Source organism: Microbacterium sp. JB110 (genome assembly GCF_003335195.1).
Classification (GTDB): domain Bacteria; phylum Actinomycetota; class Actinomycetes; order Actinomycetales; family Microbacteriaceae; genus Microbacterium.
Genome location: NZ_QPGM01000003.1, coordinates 49267 through 69101, shown reverse-complemented (window position 1 = coordinate 69101; position 19835 = coordinate 49267). Strand labels below are relative to the sequence as shown.

The following is a 19835-nucleotide window of genomic DNA, read 5'->3' as shown; positions in this document are numbered from 1 at the left end:
GTTTCCAGCGTCAGGCAATGGTGTGTCGGCCGACCGCAACGGCGTTCGACGACGTCTCCTCGTATTCGTTGGAGTCCGGCAAGATCGCGCTCATCGCGGCTCCTTGTTCTCACTCCGGATACTCTCTTCGAGGAACCGCTTCAACTGCGGCCCCCACTTCGGAAGACCGGCGCCACTGTTCAGGATCGAGTAGTGATCTTCGTCAGGAACAGAAATGGTCGTGCACGCCAGTACGTGTGAGTCCCAGGACAGGTACGCTCCTGTGCCAACTCTGCTCGCGGACTCCAATAGCTCCGTAGTTGCGATGAGCAGCGCGGGCGTGGCCAGACTTCCGGAGGTCCCGGTCGACATGACGCGTGAGCTGCGCAATGTGGATATAGCCATCGCTTTGAGGACACCTTCCGCCCCGTCGTCGGAATCAAGCCCCAGAAGGGACAACCACCTTTCACGCGATCGATCAATGATGACCGCCTGACCCTCGTGATCCTCGTGCACTGGGGCGTGCCCGCCCCGCGACTCGTCTACCCGTGATGTGTTTTCCGACACCTTCACTGGCGTGTCGATGATGGTTAGCGAAGCCACGCGTTCCCCACGTCGTTCTAGTTCTTGTCCGACGGTAAACGCAATGTGGGCGCCCAGAGACCAGCCCAGAAGATGATAGGGGCCGGAAGGCTGCGTCTGTTGCACGACGTCGGCATACACGGCGGCGACGTGAGTACGAGAGTTGAGGTTTGCGTCCACCCCGGCATGCGCTGGATCTTGTAAACCCATGATCCCCAGATTTGCCGGCAAGTAATCTCGCAAGGCACTGTAGACGAAGGCGAATCCTTCAAGCGGATGTATAGCGAACAGATATCGGCCATTTGTTGCTTGTAGGAGCGGCACACGAATCGCCTCAACCCAGACGTCCGGCGTGGCGGCATCCGCCGCCGGCGTCGACGCAGATGAGTCAACCCCTCCACAGGTAAGGAGCGAGCTCTTCGAACGACGCGGCTCGCCATGGTCTACGTGTGTGTCTGTACGATCTGCGTGCAGCGTTTCGGAAGCCGCGCTGAGCTGAGTCATCGCTTGGACCCACAAGTCGGACAGTTCCTGAACATCGCTTTCCGCGAGGATGCCGGAAGCATACGTTATGGAACCTCGCAGGGCCCAACCACCATCCTTCGTATCCGGCACAGCCGATATGTTGATGTCCAGGACCGATGGCAGAGGCATCGACTTGTCCGACGCTCCGGATAGACCGGGAGCTTCGGGAGCGAATGCCCAGGCCGTCTCCTCCTCGTGCCGGCCGCCCCCGAACTGCCCCAGATAGTTGAACCCGATCTGCGGCATGTGCCCGTCTTCGAATGCCGAAGCAGCGTCGGGATTCAGCGATCGCAAGACGCCGTATCCGATGCCCTTGTCCGGGACCTGCCGTAGTTGATCTCTGACGTACACAACAGCGTCCAGAGCGACTTTCGGATCATCGAGTGCGGCTACAGGGTCGGCATCGGCCGTGTCCACACCCACTGGGTACCACGTCGTGAACCATCCCACAGTGCGTGAGAGGTCGCTGCCCGGCACAAACTGTTCTTCACGTCCATGCCCTTCGAGTCCGACCAGGACCCGCCGGTGTCTTACGCCGCGCTGTGCCCGCCATGCGCCCACAGCAATTGCCAGCGAACTGAGAAGAACATCGTTGACCTCTGCCGATAGCGCGCTCGGAATGGTGGATAGCAACGGTCCGGCGACCGACGATGGCACCCGAACTCGAGCCCTGCGCGCCGTCTCCCGCTTATCGAGTTTCGGGTCTACATGACGTGCCCCCAGGAGAGGGTCAGGGACCGTCAAGCTGTTTGCCCAGTACTCCGTCTGCCCGACGACGTCCATCGCAACGGCACGGGTCGCGAGCGCTTCCGCCCAGGCTGTCATGCTCGTACCCGCTGGCAGCAACGGGTCCGTGGTGCGCCCCGTCTCGATCTCCCAGGAATGCTGCAGATCGTCTTCCAAGATACGCCACGATACACCGTCGACTACGAGGTGATGGACGACGAGAAGAAGACGGCTCGTGTCCTCCGCTACGCTCGTAAACAAGGCCGCCCGCCAGAGCACCCCGCGCTCAGGATCCATCGTGTGTGCCATCGACGTCACCCGATTCTGGATGGAATCCGTCCATTCGGGGTCTGACCAGGCGGAGTCCACCTGTTGAACTGTGATCCGCTCGCGGAGTGTTCCTGGTCGCAGCGGTAGCAGTTCGAAGTGGCGATTACCGTCCTCGGCTCGGGTGAGACGCGCGTTCAGCGCCCCGTGGTGCTGGACCGCCTGAGCGAGTACGCGCGTCACCAGTTCATCCGAAGTGTCCGCGGGCACCGTGTAGAGAGCCGCCTGAGCGAACGATGCGAATCCCGGACTACCCGCCATCGAGCGGGCGATCGGCCAGAGCCGAGACGATCGCACTTCGGCGCTCTCCACGCAAGACGCGGTCTCCCGTGAGGCGCGTTCGTCGACGATCCGAGCGAGGGCTGCGACTGTCCGGGCCGAGAACACCTCGGACGCAGCGATCATGATACCTGCGCGACGGGCCATGGACATGAGTTGGATCGACAGAATGCTGTCGCCACCCAGTCGGAAGAAGTCATCGTCGACCGAGCACGCCGTGTCGGCACCCAGCCTTAGCACTTCTTGAACGGCTTTCATGAGTGTGCGCTCCGTCTCCGTCTCCGGCTTCCTCCCGGCGGAGGCGGCCTGGCCGAGTTCCGGTTCGGGCAGTGCCCGCCGGTCGAGCTTGCCATTTGGCGTGAGAGGGAATGCCTCTACCCGCATATACGAAGCCGGCACCATGTAGTCGGGCAGCTGCTGCGCGGCATGCGTGCGTACCGCATCGCGCAAGGCGGCGTCGTCGATTTCGATATCGGTGGGAATCACGTACGCGGCGAGGAACGTCCCGCTCGACGGATGATCAGCGGCGATCACCGCCGCTCCCGCGACGAGCGGGTGCGTCTCAAGCACCGCGCGGATCTCGTCGGGCTCGATCCGGTATCCGCGGATCTTTACTTGCTCGTCGGCACGCCCGAGATAGTCGATGTGACCTTCGGCGTTCCATCGGGCGAGATCCCCGGTACGGTACATGCGCTCCCCCGGCTCCCACGGGCAGGCGACGAAGCGCTCAGCCGTGAGGGCGGACTGCCCCCAGTAGCCGCGCGCATTGCCCGCGCCCGCCAGATAGAGCTCGCCCGCAACACCCGGCAGCGTGGGCTGCAGGTTGTCGTCGAGAATGTAGGCGCGGGTGTTGAAGATCGGGGTGCCAACGCTCGGGGTGGTGCTGTCGGCGAGATCTGCGCCGAGCGCGTTGATCGTGTACTCGGTCGGCCCGTAGAGGTTGTAAGACTCCACGCCGGGCGCGTCCCGCAGCTGCTGCCAGAGTCGCTCGGGCACTGCCTCCCCACCGAGGGAGACGAACACCACCCCCGGGGCGTCGGCCGACACCGACCGGCCCGCCGTCCGGTCGCGTTCCAGCAGCCCCTCATCGACGAGCACCTGCCCGTACGACGGGGTGACGTCGAACCCGTCGATGCGCTGATCGTCGTAGTACGCAAGCAGACGCTGCGGGTCCCGACGCATCTCCTCATCTATCACGTACACCGCGTGCCCGTTGAGCAACCAGAAAAGCTGCTCCCACGACGCATCGAACGAGAAGGATGTCGTGTGAGCGATCCGCATCCGCCGCCCGGCCTGATGGACCACCACGCGGTCGAAGATCTTCTCGACATGGTTGGCGTACATGTTCGTCAGGCCTCGGTACGCGACCGCGACGCCCTTCGGCCGGCCCGTGGAGCCAGACGTGAAGATGATGTACGCCAAGTGGTCCAGCGACACCTCACCACCACGCTCCTCCACCGTGATCGAGCCCGCGTCTAGGGCTGAGATGCGGGCGCGGACCGCCTCGTCATCGAGGTTCACCGCCTCCCCAGCGGATGAGCCGAGCCTCGCTGCGTCGCGGTCGGTGACGAGCGTAACCGTGGGGGAAGCGACGTCGAACATGTAGCCGATACGCTCGTCGGGCAGCTCGGCATCGACCGGCACGTAGGCCGCGCCGACGGCGAACACCGCGAACATCGCAATAACCATCCGCTCGTCACGCGGCAGCAGCAACGCCACCCGATGCTCGGGGCGCACGCCGTGCTCCAGCAGCAGCCGGGCATACCGGTTCACTTCGGCGGAGAACTCGGCGAAGACGAAGCGTCGCGAACCGGCAACCAGTGCAGTCTCATTCGGAGATCGGCGAACCTGGCGCTCCAGCAGGCTCGCGACCGTCACACCTTCGATCGCGCGGTGCAGATCGGCAACGATACCCGTGTGCGGCTGGGCCTCATCGGGGAGCAGCGCCGTCAGCTCGCCAACGGGAACATCGAGCTTGTCTGTCAGGCCCCGGAGCACGAGCAGATAGCGTTCCAGCAGCCGCTCAGCCGCTGCGTCATCGAAAGCGTCGCGTCGGTAGGAGAGACGTACGTGAACATCGGCAACGTCGCCTTGTATCCAGGGATTCACGGCAAAGGTCACTGGGTAGTGGGTCGCGTCGTCGATCTCCGCTTCGACGACCTTCACACCGGCCCAGTCGCGTTCTCCGGCGGCGCCGAAAGGGTGATTCTGCACGACGAAAAGGGTGTCGAATAACGTTGACATGCCGACGGCAGCCTGGATTTTCGTGAGCGATGTCTGCGGATATTCGATGACGGTCAACTGCCTGGCCTGCACCCGTGATAGCAGCTGTTCGACGGTCTCGACCGGCGTGACGCCTATCCGCATCGGCACGGTGTTGAACAGCAACCCGATGATGCGGTCAGACTCGGACAGCTCAGCCGGACGGCCCGACACGGTGTTACCGAAGACGACATCGTCGCTGCCGGTGAGACGGCTCAGAGCGATGCCCCAGGCTGTCTGCAGCAGGGTACCCACGGTCACACCAGCAGTCCTCGCGGCCGCAAAGACCGCTGCAGCCGCGGTGGGATCGAGATCTCGGTGAAGTTCCCCTGTCTCGACCTGTGTGCCGCTGAGATCGCTACTCTCGGGCCAGAGCAGGGTCGGCCCAGTCAGGCCCGCGAGATAATCGTCCCACGCACGCGAAGCAATGTCAGGGTCTTGCTCATCCAGCCAATCGAGGTACGAACGGAACGATGCGGGCGGCATGCGATCTGCATAGTCGGGATCGGCATAGAGGTCGAAGATCTCTTCTAGGAGTGCACTGAGCGACCAACCGTCGATCAGGATGTGCTCGAAGCTCATCGCGAGCGTCCACGCTTCCGGCGCGTGCTCGAGCAGTGTGAACCGAATGAGCGGAGGGGTCTCGAAGTCGAACGGCTGTCGTCGTTCGTTGGCGAGGAACTCACTTACCGGGGTACCGAGCGCCTCCCACTCGGGCAGCCGGATCACCCGGAACGGCACGTCGGAAGCTGCAGGGATCACCTGTGCCTCGCCCGAGGGGATGAACGCTGCGCTCAGGTTGGGATACCGGGAAAAGGCGGTGGCCGCGGCCCGCGCCATGCGCTCGGCATCGACGCGGCCCGAGAGCTGCCGCGTGGACAGTGAGACATAGGCGTTGTGGTCGCCGGACTCCCGCGCTCGCACAAGGTGGTAAAAGAGCCCGTGCTGCAGCGGCGAGAGCGGCAGTATCTCCGCGTCGTGCCCGTAGCGGGCTCGAATGCCCTCTTCTTCTTCCCGCAAGAGGGTCAGTCGGTCTGCACGACGGACCCTGAGCGGCACGACGGGTTTTGCGGGCTCTGCCAGAGCGATGCCCGAGTGAGCGATCTCATTAAGGATCTCTTCTGCGAGCCGACATGCGTCTAGGTCGATTCCCGCTGCCGCGGCAACCTCGACGCGGACAACACGGTCATCTGAACCTGGTCTGGCGCCGGAGAGCACGAGGACGTCGAGATCGATTTCGGCGCGTTCGAGAGCTTTCACTGTGACCGTATCGGGTTCCGCGTTGGTGGCGAACACCGTCACTCGGACTTTCGGTATCGGCAGGTCGTCGACGAAGCGTGCCAGCTGAGGGTGATCGATCAGCGCTTCATACTGCACGGCTCGCTCCCCCAGGAGGCCACTGCTCGCCTGACTGATCCCCTCGTTCGCGGCAATGCCTTGTGCCTCGCCGCCGTCACCCCTCAGCAGCACCGGGAACTGACGAACCATGAAAATTCCGTCCGGCTCGCACAACTCCACGACCAGTCCACCGTCAATCGTCGAGTCGAGCGCATGCGTCACGGCGTTGAGAACGACGGTGCGCGCCTCCTCCTCGCTTCCAGTTTGATTTGACTGCACGCTCCTCACAGCGCCTCCGCAAGTCGCCTCCACTTCGCCTCGCCGAGGCAGAGTCGTGTCGGGTGCGTCGGCGATTTCGTCGGCCCACTCCTCCCAGAAGGGGTCGTGGAGCGCCGCGGTCAGCTCCCCGTCGGAGTACGCGTGCACGTTGCCGGGCGCTCTCTCGATGACGACGGCGGTGTCGGAGCGGTAAGCATCAACGAGACCGGTCAGCGTGGCGGCCACGGCGTCGAGCGTTGCGGGGTTCTCCACCTTGCCCTCCAGTTCACCGCCGCCGTCCTCGAGCACGCGCAGACGCATGTCCCCCACCCGCGATAAGACGAATCCAGAGTGCTCGACCGCAGCGCGCCAGAGGGGTGCATCTTCTGCGTCGAAATCGGCCAGCGGGAGCCGGAATGTCCGCCGTGCCTTCCCGCCGACCTCGGCGGCGGGCTCTCCTGCCCGGCCGGCCCGCACCAGCTGGGCAAGGTGCCGGATCGGCAGGCTTGGGTACCGCGCACCGAGTGTCAGGAACAGCTCGGTGCCACGCAACAGCCGAGACGTCGTCGCCGGAGAGAACAGCTCGCGGGTGGCATTTAGGTACAGACTGAGCCGCCCCTTCTCGCGTCGAGCGACCGAGAAGACCAGATCGAAAAGCGCCGGTCGCGAGGAAACGTTGCCCTCTGACTCCGGCGGAACAAGCGGTGTGAACAGCGACGTCTCATCTTGCGTGAATTCCGGAGTGTCGAGGTAGGCTGCCATCACCTGAAACAGCGGGCTTACCCCGGGGACACGCTGCGGGGAAACAGTCTCGACAACACTCTCAAACGGCGCGAACTTGTGCTCTTCAGCGTCGAGCACCCGGCCACGAAGATTGTGCAGCAATTCGCCGAAACCTTCAGTTTCGTCGATGTCTGCACGCACGACAACGGTGTTGACGAAGTACCCGATCAGGTCGCTCAACTCGGGCTGATCACGCAAGCTGATCGGCGTTCCGATGGGCACACTGCTGCCGGCGCCCTCCACCCAGAGTGCAAGCGAGAGCGCGGTCATAAGCGCCTGCAGCGGAGTCGCACTCCGCTCTATGAGCAACTCGTCGATGCTTTCGGTCTCGCTGCTCGACAAAGCGGCGCTCGCTGGGAAGACTGTACGCGTATCGGTTTCGTCACGAGAATAGTCGAGCGGAAGCACAGTCTCCGCAGGCAGACCGGTCAAGACATCACGCCAGTGGTCGAGCTCAGTCCGGTAAAGAGATCCCGGGTCACTACGGTCGCCCAACATCGCGCGGTGCCAGACAGCGAAGTCGGCATACTGCAGCGGCAACGAAGGGAGGCCCGCCGGTCGTCCTGTGAGTGCCTCCGCGTAGAACGCGTTCAAGTCGCGGATCAGTGGCTCAAAAGACTGCTCGTCGGTGATGAGGTGATGGCTAGGGAGCACAAGTACATCGCCATGCTCGTGACGCAAGACGTGGAATCTCATGCCGAACTCGCGTGACAAATCCATCGGTGCCCTCACGAGCTCCGAGATTCTCGTCATCAGGCGATCCCGATCAATCTGCTCGATCTTGATCGCTTCACGATTCTTCAAGGATGCCTCATGAACCGTCTGCTGGAGCAAGGAGGTGTTCTCGTCGAAGCTGAACGTCGTTCGAAGCGTCTCATGACGCGCAACAAGTTGACCGATCGCTTGCGCAAGTGCAACGGGATCGATGCGCTGACGCGCCTCCAGCTCGACTGGTATCCGGTATATCGAACTGCCCGCCAACTCTTCTGTCACCCAGAGCGCTTGCTGGCCGAAGGATGCTGGCACCTTGTCGGGCCGGGGTACGTCCCCCACCCGCAGCACCGGGCCCGCATCGCCAGCCGCGTCATCCGCCACACGAGCAAGGCCCGCGATGGTGGGGTGATCGAAGACATCCCGCAGAGTCAGCCCCGCACCCAGCTGGGCGTTCGCCCGGGCCACGACCCGGGTTGCGAGCAGTGAATGCCCGCCCAGGCGGAAGAAATCATCATCCACCGACAGGGAAACGCCATCATCAAGGCGGAGCACGTCCCGGAATACGGCCGCCAGGGTCCGCTCGGTCTCGGTCTCTGGGGCTCGCCCGGCTCCCGCCGACCCGGCCAGATCGGGGGCTGGCAGCGCACGCCGGTCGAGTTTCCCGTTCGCCGTCACCGGGAACCGGTCAAGAACAGTGACTGTGGTGGGGACCATGTACTCGGGCAGCACTGCGCCGGCGTGCGCCCGCAGTGCCCGGGCGAAGGAGGACACGTCCTCCGCGGCTCCCGTATCAGCGAGCGTGACATAGGTGGTGAGGAACTTCCCACCCGCCGGGTGATCCAACGCCACAACGATCGCCCCAGAGACGAGCTCGTGGGTCTCGAGGATGTTGCGGATCTCGTCAGGCTCGATCCGGAATCCCCGGATCTTGACCTGATCATCCGACCGGCCCAAGAACTCCAACCGGCCCCCGTCGTTCCACCGCACCACATCACCGGTCCGGTAAAGACGCTCACCGTGTTCGCCCGTCGGGTCAGCGACGAATCGGGCCGCGCTCAAGGCACTCTGCCCTGCATATCCCTGGGCCAGTTGGGCCCCGCCGACATACAACTCCCCCATCGTCCCCGGGGGCACCGGTCGCAACCAGGAGTCCAGCACGCGCACGAACGTGTTCGCCGCCGGTCCACCAATCGGCACCACCGCGGTCTCTGCGTCATGGTCCGCTACTGCCGCGGTCGCGTCGCCGGTGACCTCCGTGGACCCGTAGAAGTTGTGTATCACCGCATCCGGTGCCGCCCGGTGCATCGCTCCCAGGGTGGAAGACCCAAGCACCTCACCCGAGGCCACCCACGACCGCACCGATTGGAGCAACTGCCCGGCATTGGGCAATCCAGCGATCGCGTCGGCCAGACCCGGCACCGTCAGCAGATGTGTCACCTCGTGCCGGCTCATCAAGCCTGCCAAACGTTCCGGGTCGCGGACGTCCTGGTCCGAGGCGACCACCACTGTCGCCCCGGCCGTGAGCGGACCGAACAGTTCGGTGGCCGCATCCACGAAACCGAGCCCACTTTTCCACTACGCCACACATCCCTGCCCGAGGTCGAGTACGTCCCGTCCCCACGTCAGCCTGTTGATCACTGCCCGGTGCGAAAGTTCCACGCCTTTCGGGCGTCCCGTCGTCCCGGACGTGAAAATCACGTACGCCACGTCCCCCGGGGTAAGCGGGCGCGACCGAGCTGGCGGAGCATCAGAGCCTGCAACCAGCCGCTCCCGCACCACCGGATCGTCCAGCGCGACCAGCGAAACAGCGGCAGTGCCCATCACGTCCTCAAACCCGGCAGCCGTGACCGCGTCAGCGATCACCAGACCCGCGCCGGCCTCTTCGAGGATCGCGGCCACGCGATCGGCAGGGTACTCGGGATCGATCGGCACATACGCGGCCCCCGCCCGAAGTGCCCCAGTGAGCGCGACGACCAGATCCACCGATCGGGGCAGCACCACCGCGACCCGGTCGCCCACCTCGACCCCGCGGTCGATAAGCATCTGAGCGAGGGCATTCACCCGCGCATCAAACGCGGCATACGTGAGCACCAAGCCGTCGCCGACGACCGCCACCGCATCCGGTGAAGCGACTGCCCGCTCCCGCACTAGGACATCGACTGTGCTCGCAGCAACACCGAGTACCTCACCTGATTCCCAGGAGGCGATCTGACTCTCGTCTTCGCCCGGCAGTAGCCCGAGTTCCGCGACACGTGCCCCGGGATCGGCGGCGATAGCGCCGAGCACCCACTGCAGCATGGTCGCGAACCGTTCCCCCGTAGCCGGGTCGAATAGGTCACTGGCATACGCGAGGTGTCCGGTCATACCGTCAGGGTCGTCGATGAGGTAAAGGTCTAGGTCGGTCTTCACCGCCCCGATCGACGCCGTTTCTTGCTTAGCAGTCACCCCAGGGAACGAGAGCGGATTCTGTCGTCCAGTGAAGTTGCGATGGGTGAGCATGACCTGGAACACCGGGTTCCGGTTTGCGGACCGATCGGCCCCCACCGCAGTGGTGATCTGCTCGAACGGGGCGGCCTGATGCGCGAAACCATCCAGCACTACGTCGCAGGCTCGCTGAAGAACATCGGCGAGCGTGTCACCGGGACGGAACCGGTGACGAAGGGGGAGGGTGTTCACGAAGTACCCCACCAGCGGTTCGAGCCCGTCCTCCGTGCGCCCCCCCACCGGGGAACCGATCACCACATCATCGTTCCCTCCCAGCGCGGACACCGCCAGGGCCGTCGCGGCCTGTGCGACCATAAACATGCTCACGCCCAACTCGCCCGCTACCCGGCGCAGTCTCGCCACCGTCGCGGGCGCGATCTCAAACGAGATGTCCCCGCCTCGGTAGGTGGGTTGGGCCGGACGCGACCGGTCCGCAGCGATGGTCGATTCCTCCGGCACGTCCGCCAGCACGTCTCGCCAGTACTCCAGGTGCCGAGACATTTCGGACCCGGGGTCGGCCGAATCGCCAAGGATTTCGCGCTGCCAGACGGCGTAATCTGCATACTGCACTGCAAGAGACGCCCAGTCAGGAGTCCTTCCGCTCAACCGTGCTTGATACGCCGTCGAGAGGTCCCCTAACAGCACCGGCAGCGACCACTCATCCACCGCGTGATGATGTACCGCCAATACCAATACCCACTCGTTGCCGGCGACCTTCAACAGGCCACCACGGACAGGAATATCGGTAGCAAGATCAAACCCGGTCTGCACGATCCCCGTCACCCGGGCCTGCACCGCCCTTTCACCGGCCGCGGTGAGGTCCTCCGCAGCTAGCGGCAATCGGCGGGCGGCCTCTTCGACAGAGACCGCCACCTGTTGTAGTTGCCCGTCGCCTTCAAGGATCAAGGTGCGCAACGCCTGGTGGCGGGTGACGACATCGCGCACCGCGTCGCCCAGCGCAGCTTCGTTGAGATTCCCGGAGAATCGTAGTATGACGGGGACCACATACCGGCCCCCCGGCCCACCGAGCCGATCGATTACCCAGAGCGCCTGCTGACCAAACGACACCGGTACCACTCCCGACCGGGACACATCCCCCACACGCAGCGCCGGCGCCGACGAAGCTGTTGCCTCTTCGAGCGCACGGGTAAGCTCCGCGATGGTGGGGTGGTCAAACACGTCCCGCAACGACAATGCCGAACCCAAATCAGCGTTTACCCTCGCGACGACCCGCGTCGCTAACAAGGAGTGCCCACCCAAGCGGAAAAAGTCTTCATCCACCGACAGCACGACACCGTTATCCAAACGAAGGACGTCCCGGAACACTTGGGCGAGAGCGAGTTCGGTCTCGGTCTCGGGTGCTCGGCCGCCGGTGCTCGTTCCGATCTGTGGGGCGGGGAGGGCGCGTCGGTCGAGTTTCCCGTTCACCGTGACGGGGAACGCCTCCAGGCGAGTCACTGTGGTGGGAACCGTATACGACGGCAGTACCCTTCCCGCATGCTCTCGCAACGACTCGGCAAGGACCGTGTCGTCCGTGGGAGCATCTTTGGTAGTTGTGACATAAGCGGTCAGGTATTTTCCGCCTGTGGGATGATCCAACGCCACCACGACCGCACTGGACACGGCCTCGTGATGTTCGAGGACGTTACGGATCTCGTCAGGCTCGATCCGGTATCCTCGGATCTTCAATTGATCATCTGATCGGCCCAGATACTCCAGCGCGCCATCTCTGTTCCACCGGACCAAGTCCCCGGTCCGATACAAGCGCTCGCCCGAGTCCCCGAACGGGTCAGCGACAAACCGGGCGGCGGACAGCGGGGCTTGCGCTCTGTAGCCGTGCGCGAGCTGGATGCCGCCGACGTAGAGTTCTCCGATCACACCGAGCGGGACGGGCCGCAACCACTCATCCAGTACTCGCAAGAGAGTATTCGCCACCGGCGTGCCAATCGGGACTTTGATCTTGTCGGCGACGGACACCCCTGACGTAACGTCGCCGGTGATCTCAGTGGAGCCATAGAAGTTCCGCGCCACCACGGCTGGTACAACGCGCTTGAGCACCTGCACTGTTGACTGAGCCAAAGCCTCGCCTGACAACACCCATGACCCGACCGAATCCAGCCGTTTTGCCGCATCCGGGACTTGCAGTAGTACGTCGGCGAGTCCGGGCACGGTCAGCAGATGCGTCACCTTGTGTTGCTCGATCAGCTCGACTATGCGCAACGGGTCACGTGCGTCCTCATCCGGCGCGATAACTATGGTTGCGCCCGAGGCTAGGGGGCCAAACAGTTCCGTGACCGCGTCGATGAATCCCAGGCCGCTCTTCCATAGCGCGACACTCGCAGAGTCGAAATCAAGTTCCTCGCGGACCCACAGCAGTCGGTTGACCATTGCTTCGTGTGAGATCTCCACGCCCTTCGGGCGATCTGTCGTTCCTGAGGTGAATATCACACACACGACGTCCTTCGCCGACAGGGAGCGAGACAGTTTGGGAGAAGCGACCGGCCACTCTCCTGACGGATTCGCGGTGTGTGAGTCGTCGAGCAGAAAGAGCGGAGCCCCGGCGGCCTTGAGCATTTCGCTGCGGGTATCGACGATGTCGGCGTTGGTGACGACCAGCTTGGGGGACGCGTCCTCGAGTATGGTGCGCTGCCTGCCCATCGGATAGTCCGGATCGATCAGGATGAACGCAGCACCGACGCGGATGAGGGACGCAAGAGCGACGACGAGCGCCGCAGACCGTGGCAGTATCACTGCCACGCGATCACCCACATCCACGTGATGAGCCACAAGAAGCTGCGCGAGGGCGTTCACCCGGTTGTCGAACTCTGCTCCCGTGAGCGAGCCCTTCGTATCCACTACGGCGATGGATTCGGCCGACTCCGTCGCGCGCTGTTCGAAAAGCGCGTTCAATGTGGTTTCGGGATTCGTGACTGACTCGCCCGTCGACCAGTCGATGATCTCGTGCGCGTCACTTACGGGCGTCAGGTCGAGGTCGGCCGCGCGAGAATACACATCGACCGCCATGCTGTCGAGCACATGCGTCAGGACAGCGACGAACCTGCGAGCAGTAGTTCGGTCGAAGAGGTCGGTGGCATAACCGAGGGATCCGGCGATTCGATCTGGGAAGTCGATGAGGTAGAGGTCGAGATCTGTTTTGACCGCGCCGAGCGGGGTGATCTCGGACTTCACCTCGAGCCCAGGAAGAAGTACCTCGCTACCGTCACTTGAGTTCTGGTACGTGAGCAACACCTGGAAAACAGGATTGCGGGACGCCGATCGGTCTGCGCCGACCGTGGATGCGATCTGCTCGAACGGGGCCTCTTGATGCGCGAATCCATCCAGCACTGCGCGTTTCGCGCGACGAAGTATGTCGGCAAAAGTGTCGCGGGCGTGGAACTGGTGTCGGATGGGAAGGGTATTCACGAAGTACCCGACAAGGTTCTCCAACCCGTCTTCAGTACGCCCGCCCACCGGTGAGCCGATGATGACGTCTTCGCCCGCGCCCAGAGCTGAGACTGCGAGGGCAGTTGCCGCTTGAGTGATTATGAACGTCGATACGCCAAGCTTGTCGGCCACCCTACGCAGGCCCGCCACAGTTTCCTCGGCGACCTCAAAGGAGATGTCCTCGCCCCGATAAGAAGGCTCGGCTGGACGTGGATTGTCGGAACTGATCGTTGATTCTTCCGGCGCGTCTGCCAGTGCATCTCGCCAGTAGCTGAGATGCCGGGAGATCTCGGAGAACAGGTCTGCGGGGTCGCCGAGCGACTGGCGTTGCCAGATTGCGTAGTCAGCATATTGGATCTGCAGCGGACGCCATTGTGGTGTGGATTCCGCCGTGCGGGCGGTGTATGCGACTGAGAGGTCGGCCATCAGCACGGGCAACGACCATTCGTCGATCGCGTGATGGTGCACGGCCAATATGAGAACCCACTCTGTCGGTGCCGTGCGAAGCAGACCCGCACGCAGCGGCAGGTCAGAGGCAAGATCGAACCCAGGTTGTATCAGTTCCGTGATCCGTGCTTTGAGTGCGGATGGCCCTTGATCGATGAGATCGTCGCTGATGATCTCGAGCAGACCTTCTGCTTCCTCCGTTCCAAGAATCGTCTGGCGGAGCCGTCCTTCGTGTTCTTGGATCAGCGTGCGGAGTGGTTCATGGCGGGCGACTACGTCGTGCAGCGCCCTGATCATGGCTGTCTCGTCGAGGTCACCGAACAGACGGAGAGTCGTGGGAACGACATACCTGCCGCCCGGGCCGCCGAGTTGGTCGATCAACCATAGCGCCTGCTGACCGAAGGACACCGGGATCTCTTCGGGTCGCGGCAGTTCGCCGACTCGGATTTCCGGAATAGTCGTTCCGGATGCGGAGTCGACGAGGCGCGCGAGTTTTGCCACTGTCGGGTGGTCGAACACATCTCGAAGTGAGAGTCTCGACCGTAGAGCAGCGTTTGCCCGCGCAACGACGCGCGTGGCGAGGAGCGAGTGTCCACCGAACCGGAAGAAGTCATCATCTGCCGACAGCGTGACTTCTTCGGGCAGGTGTAGGACCGAATCGAAGACGTCGGCGAGGGTCTGCTCGGTTCGAGTATCCGGGGCGCGGCCTAATGCGTTGCTCCATAGATCCGGAGCAGGCAGGGCGCGTCGATCGAGTTTGCCGTTTGGCGTCACGGGGATTCGGTCGAGTCCCGTGAACACGGCGGGAATCATGTGTTCCGGCAGTGTGGCCATCGCATGATCGCGTAGTTCGTCCATGAGCGTCCCGTCGCCGGGGAGATCAACACCTGACGCAGTGACGTAGGCAGCGAGATACTGTCCTTCAGCAGGGTGGTCAAATGCCAGCACGACGGCTCCGGTCACGGCCGGGTGTTGCTCCAGGACGGCTTGGACTTCGCCGACCTCTATGCGGAACCCCCGGATCTTGATCTGGTCGTCTGCTCTCCCTATGTATTCCAGTTGGCCCTGCTCGTTCCACCTGACCAGATCTCCAGTACGGTAAAGCCGCTCACCCGCGATGGAGAATGGGTCAGCGACGAAGCGCGCTGCCGAGAGGGCGCGCTGTCCGACGTAACCATCGGCGAGCTGAGCGCCTCCGAGGTAGAGTTCGCCGACTTTACCCGCGGTGACGGGGCGAAGCCAAGCGTCCAGCACTCGGGCGGATGAATTGAAGATCGGGCGGCCGATCGGTACGGTCGCGGCACGATCAGCAGTCGGCTCGAACCGATGGAAAGTGATCTCGCCGGCTTCCGTGGGCCCGTACACGTTCGCGATATCGCCCGAGACCACGCCGCGCAGCGCAGCCCCGAGACTGGTCGGGAACGATTCTCCGGCCAGCGCCGTCACGGTTGTGGTCTCCAACGACCGGGAGGTCAGCTCGGCGAAAAGCCGCGCCATCGATGGCACGAAATTCACACGGGAGATCCGCTGCTCTTCTATGAGCTCCGCAAGATAGACCGGGTCCTTGTGCGCCTCGGGTGGTGCGATCACGAGCGTCCCCCCGAACGCCAACGGAGCAAAGATCTCCGGGATCGAAACGTCGAAGATCGTGGGTGTCTTCATCAGCACACGCTGCTTCTTGAGCGGGTATGTTGCTTCTCCCCAGACCAGGCGGTTGACGATCGCGCGGTGCGGCACGCTCACGCCCTTCGGGCGCCCCGTCGTGCCGGACGTGAAGATCACATAGGCTGCGTCACCCGGCGACGCCGGCCGCGCCAGTGAGGGAGGCTCTGATTTGCCTCGGGACAGGCGCTTCTGAGTGTCGTCCTTGTCTATCAGCAGAAGCCGGCGCATGGCATTAGAGACTGCCTGATCGTGGGTGGTTGCCGTCGACCGGTCCGTAACGACAAGCGTGGCTCCGGAATCGTCGACTATCTGGTTCACCCGTTCCGTGGGATAGTCCGGATCGATCGGGACGCACGCTGCACCTGACCGGTGCGTGCTCGCCAGCACCGCCACAAGATCCGACGACCGATGCAGCAAGATTGCGACGCGATCACCCGGCCGCACACCGCTATCTACGATCACCTGGGAGAGCGCATTCACACGGGCATCTAGTTCGCTGAATGACCAGCTGAGCCCGTCACCGTCGACGACAGCTTCTTCATCGGGCGAAAGAGCTGCCTGCGCGCGAAGCAACTGATCAAGTGTCATGTCGGGTAGTGGCACATCAGTACCGACCGCATACTCGCTGCCTTCGCCCCCCGCAGGATCGAGGGACCGGGAGAGCATGTAGATCGACTGGTTCGCTGAACCCGCGATCAGCTCACTCAGAAAAGCGGAGAAGCCGGCTGCATGGGAGACGATCTCGTCGTCACCCAGAACAGACTCATGCCCGTTGAGCTCGAAACGGATGCCAGAGTGAGGTGTGCCATAAACGGAGAGATCCAGCGGTCCTGCCGGCCCCGGATGGACGACCTCGACAGACGCGGGCACGAGGCCGAACGTTGCGGGCGGGTCGAACATCCTGATATTGATCGACGGAAGCGAGAAATACGCGTCTTCTCCGCCCGGCCAGAGTCTCGCGAAGTTGTGGTCCTCGGTGTGAGAATGTTTCTTCGACATCACTAGTTGGCTGCGCAGAAGAGCAAACAGTTCTTCCGAGGTGCTCGTGGGTGCGAGCGGAAGCAGCACAGGCAGGGGCCTCGACACAGCGGAAGGAGTTCGCAGGAGCTGACCGCGGTCCCTCATCATCATCGGCACGCGCAGCGCGAGATAGTCTCGATCCCCATTCAGAGCCGTGTACAGCCCCCACGCGCCGATCAGAATATCTGTCCAGTTGACTCGCAGCTCGTGCGAGAGATCGTGGAGGCCCTCCTCGAGCCCTGCGACCTTGAACGTGTGCGGCGCACGGAATGAAGCGGAGAACAGAGCGGACAACGAAACAGGCTTACGTTGACGATCGATGTCAACATCGATATCGAGGGTCTTCTGCCAGTAGCTATCCTCAGCCTGCGGGCTCTCCGCGGAGCGGACCGCTTCGAGCACGGACTCTGCCAGGCCACCGAACGAGCGGCCGGGCGCGGAGCCAGTGAGGTGATAGGAGGTATATACCTCGGCGACGCGACGTATGAAGAGCGAGAAGCTATAGCCGTCGACCAAGATGTTGTGAGTGGAGAAGACCCACGCCCACCCTCCGCTTGATCGAGTAAACAACGCGGATCGATTTAGCTTTTGAAAGCCCCCCGCAACCGGCTCCTTGAGTATCTCGCGTGCAAACTCCTGGATCTCCTCGTCAGTGCGCAGTCCCGAAGCGACTCTCGTTTCGAGTCGCGCGCCTGAATCGATCTGCTGGAACGGGACGCCGTCGTCCTCCCCCAGCTGTACCCGTAACGCGTCCGATTCCTCGAACGCCGCCTCCACGGATGCCACGAACATGCCCAGGTCAATCGCATCGTCGCCCCAGACGATCGAAATCGGACGGAACGCCGTCGAACCAGGGAACAGGCTCTGCGCCGCCCAGGTACCACGCTGGCTGATCGTCAGGGGGAGGTGATCAAGCATCGCCGCGCCCGTCCCTCGTACTCCGCGACGTCGTGCCTTGACACCTTCCGCAACCATCGAGCATGGAAGCGAGTATAGGACAGGCTAAGCTAATTTGTAAGCGGAGCGTGTCATCTGATGAGGTTCGTGAGCCGGACGACATATCTCTTGTGCCTTGCGGCCACAACATCCTGCCCACGCCGCTCTCTTTCGACCGGTGCTTCGCTGTGGGGTCAGTGTGAGCCGCGCAGTTGCCACCCGCTCCCGGGCTCGCGTTCCTGGTAGTCGCGTGGTGAGAGTCCATTCAAGCGCGAGAAGGCAGTACTGAACGTCGGTAGATGCGCCTAGCCGACGTGACAGCGCTGGGTTTGGCGCCCGCGGCGAGCCGGTCTCGGCGACACGCATGCGCGTTGCGTAGCGCCAGCGGACGAAGCTCATATTCGTCTGCTCGCGGAAGGCATAGTGGATGTCGGAGGGTAGGTCGAGCCCTGACCCACCGGACACACCGATGTAGCGCAAATAGTCCATGTCGGCCCGCGCCCGCGGATCGGTCGGAGTGGACCTGAACCGCTGCTTGAACGCTCGGGTGAAGCCGTTGCAACTGACGAAGCCCACTCGTGCGGCCGCCTGGTCGACGTCGTAGCCGGCAGCCAAGAGCTCGACGGCAGCGCTCAGCCGACACTGCTCGAAGGTCAGCCCAGTGGCGGTAAGGAAGTCGCGAAGCAATGTGCTCGGGCTGGCGAGCACCCACTCGTCCGTCCCACTCCTGGATGGTGAGGTCGAGGACGGTGTCGTGGATCAACTCCTCGCTTTCCTTTCTGACCCCGCTGGCCTTCGGCAACGCTGGCAGCGCGAGTGCCACCGAGTACGCGGCATCCCGGGTGCTGCAAGCCTGCTCTCGATGTAGCCCGACCCATGGATGAACGCATAGGTTTTGCCTACGTCACGGCAAACGATGGTCGATCCACCCCGCGACCTCCTTCGACTTGTAGGAGTAAGAGCCGGTGCTCTTAAGGATCATTGCCACCGCGCAGACGGGATGTTCACAGTCGTTTTCGGGCTTCGGTGAAGAGAAGCCAGCCGAGGTAGCCGCCTCCGAGCATTACTGTGATGATCCCGACCGGGAGTGAGGTCGGGGCGATATGCTGGGCGATGTAGTCAGCCACCAGACACAGCAGCGCGCCCACGAAGGCGGCGGGCGCGAGGGTGATCCCCGCGGTGCGGGCTAGCCTGCGGGCGATCTGCGGCGCGACCAGGGAGATGAACGCGATCGGTCCCGATGCGGCGGTGACCGTCGCTGTCAACGCGACTCCCACCACGATCAAGGCGAGGCGTGCCGGGGGGATGCGCACGCCCTGAGAGGCGGCCGCATCATCGCCCAGCTCCATCTGCCGCATCGGCTGGCTCAACGTCGCTGCCAGCAGCAGGAGTATTGCGATGCTGGCGCCGCCGATGATGACCTGGGTCCAGGACACGCCGTTGAGGGACCCGGCGCCCCAGACGGCGGCAGCCATCGCGACCTCCAGGTCTGCTTTCAGGATCAGCCACGTGTTGATCGACCCGAGCATGGCTGAGACGCCGATGCCGACGATGATGAGCCGGAATCCCTGTACCCCGCGCCGCCAGGCGAGCACGTACACGACGATCGCGGTGGCCATGCCGCCCAGCAGCGCCCCGCCGACCAACTGCCAGTAGGAACCGCCGATCACCAGGATCACGATCAGCGCACCGGTGTACGATCCTTGCGAGAACCCGATGATGCCGGGGTCGGCGAGGGGGTTGCGCAGCAGCGACTGGAAGACCGCTCCCGACGCCCCCAGTGCAGCGCCGAACACGATAGCCGCCGCCACCCGGGGCAGCCGCCACTCGACCACGATGTCGTGAACCAGCCCGGTCTCGCCGCCGGTCAGCGCGGAACCCACCTGCCCGGGGCTGAGCTGGTAGGAACCAGTCATCAGTGCGAGCACCGCCATGCAGGTGACCGCGAGCGCGAGCACCGCGCAGACGATGACCGTGCGCCAGTCGAACCGTGCCGCGATCCTCCAGCGCCGCAGTACCAGCACCCGCCGTCCGAAGTCCACGGTCTCTGTCCCGGTGGTCCAGTG

General features: G+C 63.5%; 2 protein-coding genes and 1 pseudogene. All 3 read right to left on the bottom strand.

Going from position 1 to position 19835, the window contains the following annotated elements; translation table 11 throughout:
• Positions 1 to 90: 90 nt before the first annotated feature.
• Positions 91 to 17751 (bottom strand): annotated as a pseudogene (locus tag CIK77_RS18085) (amino acid adenylation domain-containing protein).
• Between the two features lie 84 nt (positions 17752 to 17835).
• Positions 17836 to 18477, bottom strand: a complete 642-nt coding sequence (locus CIK77_RS18330) for a helix-turn-helix domain-containing protein (protein WP_212647539.1) — start codon at positions 18475 to 18477, stop codon at positions 17836 to 17838.
• A 296-nt stretch (positions 18478 to 18773) separates the two neighbouring features.
• On the bottom strand, positions 18774 to 19727 hold the full coding sequence (locus CIK77_RS06560; protein ID WP_249268751.1) for a FecCD family ABC transporter permease: 954 nt from the start codon (positions 19725 to 19727) through the stop codon (positions 18774 to 18776).
• Positions 19728 to 19835: the final 108 nt, after the last annotated feature.